This window comes from Streptomyces sp. 3330 (genome assembly GCF_031456635.1).
GTDB lineage: Bacteria > Actinomycetota > Actinomycetes > Streptomycetales > Streptomycetaceae > Streptomyces.
In genome coordinates this window covers 673718-685567 of sequence record NZ_JAVDVA010000001.1, presented here as the reverse complement: position 1 = coordinate 685567, position 11850 = coordinate 673718, and the positions used below count along the sequence as shown (strand labels likewise).

9 protein-coding genes are annotated in these 11850 nt (G+C 72.0%); 5 read left to right on the top strand and 4 right to left on the bottom strand.

Features of this window, described 5'->3' with window-relative positions; all coding sequences use genetic code 11:
* The first annotated feature begins 98 nt into the window (after nt 1-98).
* A complete protein-coding gene (locus J2X68_RS02990; RefSeq protein ID WP_310430807.1) occupies nt 99-380 on the top strand; it encodes a hypothetical protein in 282 nt (93 codons plus the stop codon).
* Nucleotides 381-547: 167 nt separating this feature from the next.
* Here J2X68_RS02990 and J2X68_RS02985 read toward each other — a convergent pair whose 3' ends face one another.
* Nucleotides 548-1069 (bottom strand): MarR family transcriptional regulator, encoded by a 522-nt coding sequence (locus J2X68_RS02985; protein WP_310430806.1) that lies wholly within the window; start codon nt 1067-1069, stop codon nt 548-550.
* A gap of 122 nt (nt 1070-1191) precedes the next feature.
* Between J2X68_RS02985 and J2X68_RS02980 the strand changes: the two genes are divergently transcribed.
* Entirely contained in the window at nt 1192-2196 is a 1005-nt protein-coding gene (locus tag J2X68_RS02980; RefSeq protein ID WP_310430805.1) for an EamA family transporter, read from the top strand.
* A gap of 107 nt (nt 2197-2303) precedes the next feature.
* Here the strand turns inward: J2X68_RS02980 and pepN are convergent, their stop codons facing one another.
* Nucleotides 2304-4871, bottom strand: a complete 2568-nt coding sequence (gene pepN, locus J2X68_RS02975; RefSeq protein WP_310430804.1) for an aminopeptidase N — start codon at nt 4869-4871, stop codon at nt 2304-2306.
* Nucleotides 4872-5121: 250 nt separating this feature from the next.
* Here pepN and J2X68_RS02970 point away from each other — a divergent pair, with 250 nt between their 5' ends.
* Complete coding sequence (locus J2X68_RS02970; protein WP_310430803.1) at nt 5122-5613, top strand: DUF1203 domain-containing protein; 492 nt, start codon at nt 5122-5124, stop codon at nt 5611-5613.
* Here J2X68_RS02970 and J2X68_RS02965 read toward each other — a convergent pair.
* Nucleotides 5600-6619: an aspartate-semialdehyde dehydrogenase gene (locus tag J2X68_RS02965; RefSeq protein ID WP_310430802.1), complete on the bottom strand. Its 1020-nt coding sequence runs from the start codon at nt 6617-6619 to the stop codon at nt 5600-5602. The genes J2X68_RS02970 and J2X68_RS02965 overlap by 14 nt on opposite strands.
* Before the next feature lie 202 nt (nt 6620-6821).
* Here J2X68_RS02965 and J2X68_RS02960 point away from each other — a divergent pair, with 202 nt between their 5' ends.
* Together J2X68_RS02960 and J2X68_RS02955 are read left to right on the top strand one after the other, a co-directional pair.
* On the top strand, nt 6822-7364 hold the full coding sequence (locus J2X68_RS02960; RefSeq protein WP_171397279.1) for a sigma-70 family RNA polymerase sigma factor: 543 nt from the start codon (nt 6822-6824) through the stop codon (nt 7362-7364).
* Nucleotides 7365-7491: 127 nt separating this feature from the next.
* On the top strand, nt 7492-8265 hold the full coding sequence (locus J2X68_RS02955) for a hypothetical protein (protein WP_310430801.1): 774 nt from the start codon (nt 7492-7494) through the stop codon (nt 8263-8265).
* Nucleotides 8266-8428: 163 nt separating this feature from the next.
* Here J2X68_RS02955 and J2X68_RS02950 read toward each other — a convergent pair whose 3' ends face one another.
* Nucleotides 8429-11743 carry a S8 family serine peptidase gene (locus J2X68_RS02950; RefSeq protein WP_310430800.1) on the bottom strand — a complete coding sequence of 1105 codons (3315 nt, stop codon included), beginning with the start codon at nt 11741-11743 and terminating at the stop codon, nt 8429-8431.
* Nucleotides 11744-11850: the final 107 nt, after the last annotated feature.

Below are 11850 nucleotides of genomic sequence, written 5' to 3'. Positions count from 1 at the left end.
GCGGCGGCGGCAGCCCCGGGACGGTCGCCCGCCCGCCCCGCGCCTCATACGGCACCCCGGGCGCGCGCTCTCCGACACCGTTCGCTAACTTGGGCACCGTGGACAAGAAGAACGCCCTGCGCGCCGGCGCCCTGGCTGCCGGTACGACGCTGATGATGCTGCTCATGTCGTCCCCCGCGCTCGCGCTGACCCGCGACGACGGTGACGACCCCGGCTCGGGTCTGAGCGTCGGCGAGACGCTGGGCCTCTACGTGGTGGCCCCGATCGCTATCTTCGCGCTGATCGCCGGCCTGGTGTGGGTCCTGGACAAGTCGAAGGACAGGGGCGACACCACCAGCTCCAACATCACCGTCAGGGGCCAGGCGAAGGCCAAGGCCTAGCTCGTCGGCCCCCTCTGACTCCCGGCCCGGATGCGGGCCCGAGGGCGTCGGTTCCCGTCACGTACGCGCATGCCGTACGCGGAAGGAACCGACGCCCTCGACGCGTTTCCGACCCCGCCCTGCCTCGCCTCGCCCTGCCTCGCCCCGCCCGGCCGAACGCTCCCGACTCAGCTCCTCGGTGTCTCCGTCGTCAGCAGCAAATCCCTCAGCAGGTCGGCCAGTTGGTCGGCCCGCTCGGCGTCCAGGGCGGCGGTCAGAGCCTCCGTCTGGGCGGCGAGACCCGCGCCGACCGCCCGGTCGACCAGGTCGAGGCCCTTCTCGGTCAGCGTCACCTGCAGGCCCCGTCGGTCGTGCGGGTCGGGGGCGCGGCGCAGCAGCGCGGCCCGTTCGAGTTTGTCGAGGCGGCCGGTCATGCCGCCGGTGGTGAGCATGAGCGTCGCCGACAGCTCGCGGGGCGAGAGGGTGTAGGGCTCGCCGGAGCGCCGCAGGGTGGCGAGCACGTCGAATTCACCCCGTCCGATGCCGAGTGCCGCGTACGCCTTCTCCAGCCGGTCGCCCATCGCGCGCGCGAGCCGGGAGATCCGGCCGAAGACCTCCATGGCGCCGGTGTCGAGGTCGGGCCGGACCGCCGCCCACTGCTCGATGATCGCGTCGACGGGGTCTTTGCGCGGGGGCTGCGGGCTGCTCATGGGACGAGTATCCCCCGGTTCCGGTCACCCGCGAGAAAGTGGCTCAACACTAAGCCGCTCGATGCCAAGTTGATGAACGCAAAGCTACTTGACGCTAAGTCGCTTAGCGCTAAGCTAGTTGCATGAAGAGGCCCACGACCGTCCTGATCACCGCCCTCGCCCCGGTCTCCTGGGGCACCACCTACGCCGTCACCACGGAGTTCCTCCCGGCCGACCGGCCGCTGTTCACCGGTCTGATGCGGGCCCTGCCCGCCGGGCTGCTGTTGCTCGCCCTCGGCCGGGTCCTGCCGCGCGGTGTCTGGTGGGGGAAGGCCGCGATACTCGGCGCCCTGAACATCGGCGCCTTCTTCCCGCTCCTCTTCCTGTCCGCCTACCGGCTCCCGGGCGGCATGGCGGCGGTCGTCGGCTCGGTCGGACCGCTGTTCGTCGTCGGTCTCTCGGCGCTGCTGCTGGGGCAGCGGCCGACCGTCCGGACCGTGGTGGCCGGGATCGTGGCCGCGTTCGGCGTCAGTCTGGTGGTGCTGAAGGCGGCCGGGGCGCTGGACCCGCTCGGCGTCCTCGCGGCGCTCGCCTCCACCGCCTCGATGTCGGCCGGCACGGTCCTCACCAAGCGGTGGGGCCGCCCGGACGGCGTAGGCCCGCTCGCCCTGGCCGGCTGGCAGCTCACCGCGGGCGGCCTGCTCATCGCCCCGCTCGCCTTCCTCGTCGAGGGCGCCCCGCCGGCCCTGGACGGCCGCGCGGTCGGCGGCTACCTCTACCTCGCCCTGGCGAACACGGCGGTCTCGTACTGGCTCTGGTTCCGCGGCATCGGCCGGCTCACCGCCACCCAGGTCACCTTCCTGGGCCCGCTCTCCCCGCTGACCGCGGCCGTCGTCGGCTGGGCCGCCCTCGGCCAGGCGCTGACGCCGCTCCAGCTGGCGGGCATGGCGCTGGCGTTCGGCGCGACGGTGGCGGGCCAGCTGAGGGCCGGCGGGACGGTCGTACGCACGTTCGGGCCCGCCGTCGGGGGGAAGACTCGCGAGGACCGGGACCGGGACCGGGACCGAGACCGGGACGGGGACGGCGGCCGGGAGACGGACCGGGACCGGGACCGGCCGGACGCGAGGGGGCCGGCGCTCCGGGGGTGAGCGCCGCGCGGCCCGGTTATAGCGCCGCGCGGCCCGGGCATGGCGGAGGGCGCCCGACGAGACATCGGGCGCCCTCCGTCGCGTAGGGGCTGCCAGGCAGGCAGGGACTACTGTGCGTCGGCCGCCTGGGCCTTCAGCGCGCGCTCGACGCCCGCGCGGGCCTCGGAGACCAGGCGGCGCAGGGCCGCGTTCGGCTCGGCCGAGGCCAGCCAGGCGTCCGTCTTGTCCAGGGTCTCCCGGGAGACCTGGACCGCCGGGTAGAGGCCGACCGCGATCTGCTGGGCGATCTCGTGCGAACGGGAGTCCCAGATGCCCTTGACGACCTCGAAGTACCGGTCCGTGTACGGCGCGAGCAGCTCACGCTGGTCGGTCTGGACGAAGCCGCCGATGACCGCCTCCTGCACGGCGTTCGGGAGCTCGTCGGAGTCCACGACCGACGCCCACGCCTCCTCCTTGGCCTCCGCGGTCGGCCGGGCGGCCCGCGCGGTCGCCGCGTGCCGCTCACCCGCGGCCGTCTTGTCCCGCTCGTACTCGGCGGCGATGTCCGCCTCGTCGAAGGTCCCCACGGCCACCAGCCGCTGCACGAACGCCCAGCGCAGCTCGGTGTCCACGGCCAGGCCCTCGATGGTCTGGCCCCCGTCGAGCAGCGACTCCAGGAGGTCGATCTGCTCCGGCGTGCGGGCGGTCGCCGCGAACGCGCGCGCCCACGCCAGCTGGTGGTCGCTGCCCGCGGCCGAGGACCGCAGATGCGCCAGCGTGGCGTCCGTCCAGCGGGTCAGCAGGGCCTCGCGGGCGGCCGGGGCGGCGTACAGGTCGATGGCCAGCTTGACCTGGCGGTGCAGCGACTGGACCACCCCGATGTCGGACTCCTTGCCGATGCCGGACAGCACCAGGGACAGGTAGTCGCGGGTGGGCAGCTCGCCGTCCCGGGTCATGTCCCAGGCGGACGCCCAGCACAGGGCGCGCGGCAGGGACGACTCGAAGTCGCCGAGGTGCTCGGTGACGAAGGCGAGCGACTGCTCGTCGAGGCGGACCTTGGCGTACGACAGGTCGTCGTCGTTGAGCAGGACGACGTTCGGACGGCGCTTGCCCACCAGCTGCGGCACGGCCGTCAGCTCGCCGTCGATGTCCAGCTCCACGCGCTCGTCCCGCACCAGCTTGCCGCTGTCGTCGTCGAGTTCGTACAGGCCGACGGCGATGCGGTGCGGGCGCAGGGTCGGCTCGCCCTTGGCGCCGGCCGGGAGCGCCGGGGCCTCCTGGCGGATCGCGAAGGACGTGATGACCCCGTCGGCGTCCGTCTCGATCTCGGGACGGAGGATGTTGATGCCGGCGGTCTGGAGCCACTTCTGCGACCAGGTGCCGAGGTCGCGGCCGGAGGTCTCCTCCAGCGCGCCGAGCAGGTCGGACAGGCGCGTGTTGCCGAACGCGTGCCGCTTGAAGTAGGCCTGCACGCCCGCGAAGAACTCGTCCATGCCGACGTACGCCACGAGCTGCTTCAGGACGGACGCGCCCTTGGCGTAGGTGATGCCGTCGAAGTTGACGAGGACGTCGTCCAGGTCGCGGATCTCGGCCATGATCGGGTGCGTGGACGGCAGCTGGTCCTGCCGGTACGCCCAGGTCTTCATGGAGTTGGCGAACGTGGTCCACGAGTGCGGCCAGCGCGACTGCGGGTAGTACGCCTGGCACGCGATGGAGGTGTACGTGGCGAACGACTCGTTCAGCCACAGGTCGTTCCACCACTCCATGGTGACCAGGTCGCCGAACCACATGTGGGCCAGCTCGTGCAGGATCGTCTCCGCCCGCAGCTCGTAGGCCGCGTCGGTGACCTTCGAGCGGAACACGTACTGGTCCCGGATGGTGACCGCGCCCGCGTTCTCCATCGCGCCCGCGTTGAACTCCGGCACGAACAGCTGGTCGTACTTCTTGAACGGGTACGCGTAGTCGAACTTCTCCTGGAACCAGTCGAAGCCCTGCCGCGTGACCTCGAAGATCGCGTCCGAGTCGAGGTACTCGGCGAGGGAGGGCCGGCAGTAGATGCCGAGGGGCACCGACTGGCCGTCCTTCTCGTACACGCTGTGGACGCTGTGGTACGGCCCGACGATGAGCGCGGTGATGTAGCTGGAGATGCGCGGGGTCGGCTCGAAGGCCCAGACGTCGTCCTTGGGCTCGGGCGTCGGGGAGTTGGAGATGACCGTCCAGCCGGTCGGCGCCTTCACGGTGAACCGGAAGGTGGCCTTGAGGTCCGGCTGCTCGAAGGACGCGAAGACGCGGCGGGCGTCCGGCACCTCGAACTGCGTGTACAGGTAGGCCTGCTCGTCCACCGGGTCGACGAACCGGTGCAGACCCTCGCCGGTGTTGGTGTACGCGCAGTCCGCGACGACCCGCAGGACGTTGCGGCCCTCCAGCAGGCCCGGCAGCGCGATCCTGGAGTCCTTGAAGAGAGCGGCCGGGTCGAGCGTGTCCCCGTTCAGCGTGATCTCGTGGACGGCCGGGGCCACCAGGTCGATGAAGGACTCCGCGTCCCTCTCCGCGACGTCGAAGCGCACCGTCGTGACGGACCGGTAGGTCCCTCCCTCTTGCGCGCCGGAGAGGTCCAGATCGATCTCGTACGAGTCAACGGTGAGCAGCTTCGCCCGCTGCTGCGCCTCTTCGCGAGTCAGGTTTGTGCCAGGCACGCGGTCATCTCCTCGGATATGTGTCGGTTGCGCCATCCTTCCACGGGACACCTGCCCGAGGCGACGACCTTATGGGCGGTCAGGCGCCACCCGGGACGACCAGGACCCGCGCCGGTCGCGCGGCGAGGGTTCCGGTGGCCGGGCCGGGCGTCCGTGCGACGCCCGGCGTCCGCGGACCGCCGGGATCGCTCCCGAGCGTGACGTCCGGAAGTCGCCAGCCCGGGCGGGCGGGTGCCCTCAGGGTGGACGTATGACCTTCACAGCGAACGATGTGACCTACGTGCCCCGGGCCATCCCGTCCGGCACGCTCGACGGGCTCCGGGTCGTCGACGACGCCGGACGCGGGACGGAGCCGTTCACCGACGAGGAGGGCGGGGCGATCCTGCGGTGCTGTCTGCGGCGCAGTGCCGCGGGGGAGCGGATCGCGCTCGTCTCGTACGCGCCGCTGCGCCGCTGGGCGGCCGGGGCGGGGGTCGACCCCGGGGCCTACGACGAGCAGGGGCCCGTGTTCGTCCACGCCGGCGGCTGCGCGGGGTTCGCCGGGGACGGGCTGCCCTTCGCCCGGGCGCACCGCGCCGTGCGGCGGTACTCCGCCGATGGCCGCATCCTGGGCGGCGCGCTCGCCGGTGTCGGCGGGCTCGACGCCGCCTTCCGTGACGCGTTCGACGACCCGGACGTGGCGTTCGTGCACGTCCGGGCCGTCGAGTACGGCTGCTTCCTCTACGAGGTCAGGCGGACCTGAGCTCGGCCGCCACCAGCTCCGCGATCTGCACCGCGTTCAGCGCCGCGCCCTTGCGGAGGTTGTCGTTGGAGATGAACAGGGCGAGACCGTGCTCCACGGTCTCGTCCTCGCGGATGCGGCCCACGAACGACGGGTCCTTGCCGGCCGCCTGGAGCGGGGTCGGGATGTCGCTGAGGGCCACGCCCGGGGCGCCGCCCAGCAGCTCCGTCGCGCGCTCGGCGCTGATCGGGCGGGCGAAACGGGCGTTGACCTGGAGAGAATGGCCGGAGAAGACCGGGACGCGCACACAGGTGCCGGAGACCTTCAGCCCGGGGATCTCCAGGATCTTGCGGGACTCGTTGCGGAGCTTCTGCTCCTCGTCGGTCTCGTTCAGGCCGTCCTCGACGATCGAGCCCGCGAGCGGGATCACGTTGAAGGCGATGGGGCGCTTGTAGACCTGCGGCTCCGGGTAGTCGACCGCGTCGCCGTCGTGGGTCAGCCGGTCCGCGTCGGGCCCGACCTTCTGCGCCTGCCCGTGCAGCTCCGCCACGCCCGCGAGGCCCGAACCGGACACCGCCTGGTACGTCGCGACGACCAGCGCCTCCAGCCCCGCCTCCGCGTGCAGCGGCTTCAGGACCGGCATCGCGGCCATCGTCGTGCAGTTCGGGTTGGCGATGATGCCCTTGGGGCGGTCCACGATCGCGTGCGGATTCACCTCGGAGACGACCAGCGGCACCTCGGGGTCCTTGCGCCACGCCGACGAGTTGTCGATCACGACCGGGCCCTGCGCGGCGACCTTCTCGGCCAGCGCCCGCGAGGTCGCGCCACCGGCGGAGAACAGGACGATGTCGAGGCCCGCGTAGTCGGCCGTCGCCGCGTCCTCCACCGTCACGCCGTCCAGGACCGTCCCCGCCGAACGGGCCGAGGCGAACAGGCGCAGCTCCGTGACCGGGAAGTCACGCTCCTTGAGGATCCTGCGCATGACCGTGCCGACCTGACCGGTGGCTCCGACGATTCCGACCCTCACGGCGACTCCTTGCTCTGTTCACGGCTCTTTACGGACTTTTCCATCATGCGGCCGACCCCGGCCCACCTGTCCAATTCTTTGCCCACCATGCCCGAGGACTGGGACGCCCGCCGGTGTGACGTACGCCTCGCGAGGATTGCGCACGCGCGTGCCGAACGTTTTCGCGCGCCACGGCGTCGTAGAGGAAACGCGGTAGGGAGGGGTGGCTGTGCTGCGCAGAAAGGCCCGGCGCGCCCAGGGGGACGGGGCCGGACAGGGCGACGACCCGCTGGACGCGGCGCAGGAGCGCCGGGTGCGGGCGGTGCTCGCGCTGGGCGGGGTGCCGCAGGCGGACCTGCCGGACGGGGTGCAGCAGGTCCGCCTGCGGCTCCTGGAGCGCGCGGCGAAGGGGTACGAGACGCCGCGTGACGTCTCGGCGTGGGCGGCGGTCGTCGCCTCCAACCTCGCCATGGACTGGCACCGCGCCAAGCGCCGCCAGGAGCGGCTGGGGGAGCGGCTGGCCTCGCTGCGCCAGCATGAGCACCCGTCGGGCGAGGACACCAGCGTGCTCTCCCTCGCCGTCGCGCAGGGGCTGGACGACCTGCCCGACGCCCAGCGCCAGGTTCTCGTCCTGCGTTTCTACGCCGACCTGCCGGTGCGTTCGATAGCCCAGGAGCTGGGCGTCCCGGAGGGCACGGTCAAGAGCCGCCTGCACACGGCGGTCCGGGCCCTGCGCGCCCGCCTGCACGAAGACGAGGTGGTGTGACGTGCCCGCCCGGCCCGCTCACGGAAACGAACCGCACGACGACGACCGGAACGATCAGCACAGCCGGAACGATCACGAGGGCCGCGACGATCATGAGGGCCGGGACGCGCAGGAAGGCTACGACGGTATGGACGCCTTGATGGCCGCCGTTCTCGACGTGCCCCTCTCCGGCCTCTCCGAGGAAGCCCGCGCAGATCCCGCCTACCGGGCCGCCCACCGCTCGGCGACCGCCGACGTGGCGCTCCTGCGCGAGCAGCTCGGCGTGCTCGCGGACGTCCTGACGGAATCGGGAGCGGAGCCGAAGGGGGCGTCGGAGGAGGCGTCGGAGCCGGTGGGCGCGCGGGCCCGGGTTCCGGCCGTCGTCCCGGTGCGGCGGCCGCGTCCGGCGCGCGGGGTGCGGCCCCTCGCCCTGCGGTTCGCCGGCGTGGCCGCCGCCGGCGCGCTGGTGCTCGGCGGCGGATGGGTGGCCCTCCAGGTCGGCCAGGTGGCCGGCATCGAGTCGAGCAAGAGCGCGGACAGCGGGGCCGCGTCCGACGAGAAGGCCGGCGCGTCGGCCGGCGGCGCGTCCGGCCTCCTCGGCGACCCCGGTTATCTGGCCTGCGCCCGGCTCGTCGTCGAGGGGGACGTCACCGCCGTCGGCCGGGCGGCGGGCAGCACCCGGGAGCGGGTCACCCTGCACGTCACCCGCGCCTACCGGCCGGCCGGGAGCGGGCCCGAGGTCGACTTCCTGATGGAGGCGGACATGGATCCGCTGCTGCGCGAGGGCGACCACGTCCTGGTCGCCCTGTCGAAGGGATCCGACACCCCGGACGTCTGGGCGGTCGGCGAGCCCGACATCGCCCCCGAGCGCGAGGCGCTCGCCCGGGCCCTGCCCGAGGCGGAGGGCGCCGCCTGCGAGTAGGCGGGGCACGCCGTGACACGGCGAAGGGCGGGCGCCCGGATGGACGCCCGCCCCTGTCGACCGCTGCCGGTCGGCTGTCACCGCCTGACCGCTGCCGGTCGGCTGTCACTGCCCGACCGCCGCCGGTCGCCCGCTGCCGGACGACCGGTGCGACCGGTTCCTGTTACGGCGTGACCTTCTCGATGGCCACGTTGCCGGTGCCCGCGACGGTGCCCCGCGCGTTCACCAGCTGGACCTGGCCGAAGAAGGCCCGGCCCTCGGGCGCGGCGGCCGCGGCGGTGACGGTCGCGGAGACCGACGCCGAGGCGCCCGTGCCGAGCTTCACCGGCGTCGACTCGTCGACGGTGACGGTGCCGAGCGAGGACGAGAAGAACACGTCCAGGTAGTCGTACGCCGTGGTGCCGGCCGGGACCGAGTAGCCCGCGACCTCGATGGTGTACGTGCCGGCGGCGGGCGACGGGATGGAGACCGCCTCCTCCGAGTCGCCGTCGGCCTGCTGGGCGACCTGGTTGCCGGCCGCGTCGAAGACCGTCAGGTCCAGGTCGGCGGAGGCGTCGGAGACGTTGCCGATGGAGACGTCCAGCGACTTGGCGCCCGCCGGGACCTCGACCGTGGTGGTCTCGGTCGCGCCGTTCGCGATGGTCGGGCGGGCCGACTTGGACGAGCCGAGCGGGCCGCCGGCCAGCTTGCCGTCGATGGCGGCGAAGTTGTTCGTGACCTTCCAGGAGACGGGGGCCGGGGTACCGACCTTCGCCTCGGGGACGGTCACGGTCGCCGGGTCGAAGACCGCGCCGTAGACGGTGGCGTCCAGCTTGTACGGGTTGTCGAGCAGCGGCGACGTGCGGCGCGACTCGACCTCGATCTCCCAGACCCCGGGCTGCGGGTCCTGGTACGAACGGGCGTCGGGCTTGCAGCCGTTGCCGTCGAGGTAGTTGTTGTAGCAGTAGATCGTGGAGCTGTCCTCGACCGCGACGCCGTACGGGTGGATCGAGATGAAGCGGGTCTGGCTCTTGTCCTTCAGTCCGCCGATCGCGACCTCGAACGCCTTGGCGCCCTCCGGCACGGTCAGGAAGTAGGACTGCGAGCTGTTGCGCTGCACGGAGTTCGACGCGTGGAAGGTGTACTTCACCGGCGTCGAGACCACGACCGTATTGAGGATCTGCTTGTCGACGCCCTCGGTCCTCGGGTCGTCGACCTCCAGGATCGCGCTGGCGATGCCCGCGGCCCTCGGCTGCGCCTGGATCTTGACGGTCACCGGCTTGTTCAGCGGCAGCTTCACCTCGTCCGAGCCGAGGATCCGGAAGGTGCCGGCCGCGTTGTTGGCGAGGTGCAGCTCGTGGCGGATCGCCTTGTCGGCGCCGGACGTACGGGTGACGGTGACGTCGTACGTCTTCTTCTGACCGGCCTTCAGGCCGCCCTCGCGGTCGTAGATGCCGGTGCCGAAGCCCGGCGTCTTCAGCGCGGAGTCGAGCGCGGTGTCGACCGGCGCCTTCACGGCGTAGTCGTGGGCGGTGGCGCCCTTCCTGATGGACTTCCAGGCGTCCACGATGTTGATGGCGCCCGCGCCCTCCTCGTACGCCTGCAGACCCTTGATGTGGTCGGCGGTCGAGGTCAGCGCCGTGCGCAGGATCGCCGGGGTGAGCGCGACCTTCTGCTGCTTGGCGGCCGAGATCAGCAGCGCCGAGGCGCCCGCGGCCTGCGGGGAGGCCATCGAGGTGCCCTGGAGCATGGAGTAGCCGGCCGGCAGCGGGTAGCCCGCCTCGGCGACCGGGGAACCCTCGAGCCAGGTCTGCGTGGTGTTGATCGCGGCGCCCGGGGCGACGAGCGTCGGCGTGAAGCCGCCGTCCTCACGCGGTCCGCGCGAGGAGAAGGGCAGCAGCGCGTACTTCTTCGTCACCTGCGAGCCGTAGTTGGCGGCCCAGGTCTCCTTGGAGATGGCCGCGCCGACCGAGATCACCTTGTCGGCCAGACCGGGGTCGCCGATGGTGTTGGCGCCGGGGCCCTCGTTGCCGGCCGAGATGACCAGCTGGACGCCGTAGGTGTCGATGAGGCGCGTGTACAGCTCGGCGCGCGCGTTGTTGCCGTCGTTCAGGCCCGGCAGACCGCCGATCGACATGTTGACGATGTCGACGCCGCGGTTGGCGACCAGGTCGATCATGCCCTCGGTGAGGGCGACGTTGGTGCAGCCCGGGCCGAAGACGCAGGCGCGGGAGGAGACGATCTTCGCGCCGGGCGCGGCGCCGTTCATCTTGCCGCCGAACAGCCCGTTCGCGGCGGTGATGCCGGCGACGTGCGTGCCGTGCTCGCTGGCGATGAGACCGATGTTGGCGAAGTCGGCCTTCTTGCCGACCCAGTCGCCGCCGTACGGGTCCATCGGCACGTCCTTGCGGATCTGCACGACGAACGGCTGCCGCTCGGCGACGTCGGTCGCCGGGTTGTCGGTGCCGAAGTACCCGATCTGGTAGCCGTCCTTGTACGGCTTCATCGCGGTGTCGTCGGTGAAGTCGCCGTTGTTGTTCACGTCGACGGTGACCGTGCCGGCCGCCGCGTCGTACAGGACGCCCCACACGTCGGTGGTGTCGCCGTCGCGGTTGACGTCGCCCTTGGCGTCACCGCCCGCGGTGGCGGACTCCCGGAAGAGGTTGACCTGGTACGAGCCGGCCTTCGACGTCCAGGTCCGGCCGCCGAAGGTGAAGCTGGGCCCGGACACGGAGGTCGTCATCGCCCGCCAGGAGGCGTCGCCGTCGATGATCGGGTCGGTCGCCGTCACCCAGTCGACGATCTTGCGCTCGCCGGTGGTGGTCTTCTGCAGCGCGGGGTGCGCCAGGTCCACGCCGGAGTCGAGGACGCCGATGGTGACTCCGCGGCCGTCCGCCTTCGGGTTCTTCTTCACGAAGTCGACGGCGCCCGTCTCGAAGGACGGGTTGTACGGGTTCGTGGCGGGGGTGTTCTTGTTCGGCGCGGCGTAGGTCTTCGTCTTCGCGGCGGACGCGGCGCCCTTCGCGGTGTCCGCGCTCGGCGTCGGGTCGTCGAGGACGATGTCCTGCCGCAGGTCGATGGCGTGCACCGAGGACAGCTTGACCGCGGCGGCGATCGCCGAGTCGGCCTTGCCCGTCGGGACGGTGGCGCGGACGTAGCCGACCTTGTCGTAGGACTGGCCCACGGAGCCGCCCTTGACCGCGTCCAGCTCCTTGGCGACCTGCTCGGTCTGGCCGGGGGCGGTCGCGACCATCAGCGTGACGTTCTTGTCGCCGGCGGCCTTGGCCTCGGCGAGGAGGTCGGCGTCGTCGGAGCCGAGCTTGTCGTGGGCGGACTTCGCGCCCGGGTCGGCCGTGGCCGGGGTCTGGCCGGCGTCGGCCGAGAAGGCCATGGGTATCGGCCCGGCCGCGGACAGCGCGGCCACCAGGCCCGCGGCCACGGCTATCCGGGCCGCACGTCTTGCGCCGGATATCGGTTCACGCTGGGGGGTGAGGGTCATCGGCATCCCTTGTAGGTAAAGGAACGAGCACCACGTGACCAGGCCGTTCCTGCCTGATCACGGTCGTCCGGAATGCGGTCCCGGATGACCGCAAAGCTTTACCTAAG

Bases quoted from the DNA above. Each gene is read 5' to 3' on its own strand.
- J2X68_RS02950 (WP_310430800.1), bottom strand. From the start codon at position 11,743: ATGACCCTCACCCCCCAGCGTGAACCGATATCCGGCGCAAGACGTGCG.
- J2X68_RS02980 (WP_310430805.1), top strand. From the start codon at position 1,192: ATGAAGAGGCCCACGACCGTCCTGATCACCGCCCTCGCCCCGGTCTCC.
- J2X68_RS02970 (WP_310430803.1), top strand. From the start codon at position 5,122: ATGACCTTCACAGCGAACGATGTGACCTACGTGCCCCGGGCCATCCCG.
- J2X68_RS02985 (WP_310430806.1), bottom strand. From the start codon at position 1,069: ATGAGCAGCCCGCAGCCCCCGCGCAAAGACCCCGTCGACGCGATCATC.
- J2X68_RS02955 (WP_310430801.1), top strand. From the start codon at position 7,492: ATGGACGCCTTGATGGCCGCCGTTCTCGACGTGCCCCTCTCCGGCCTC.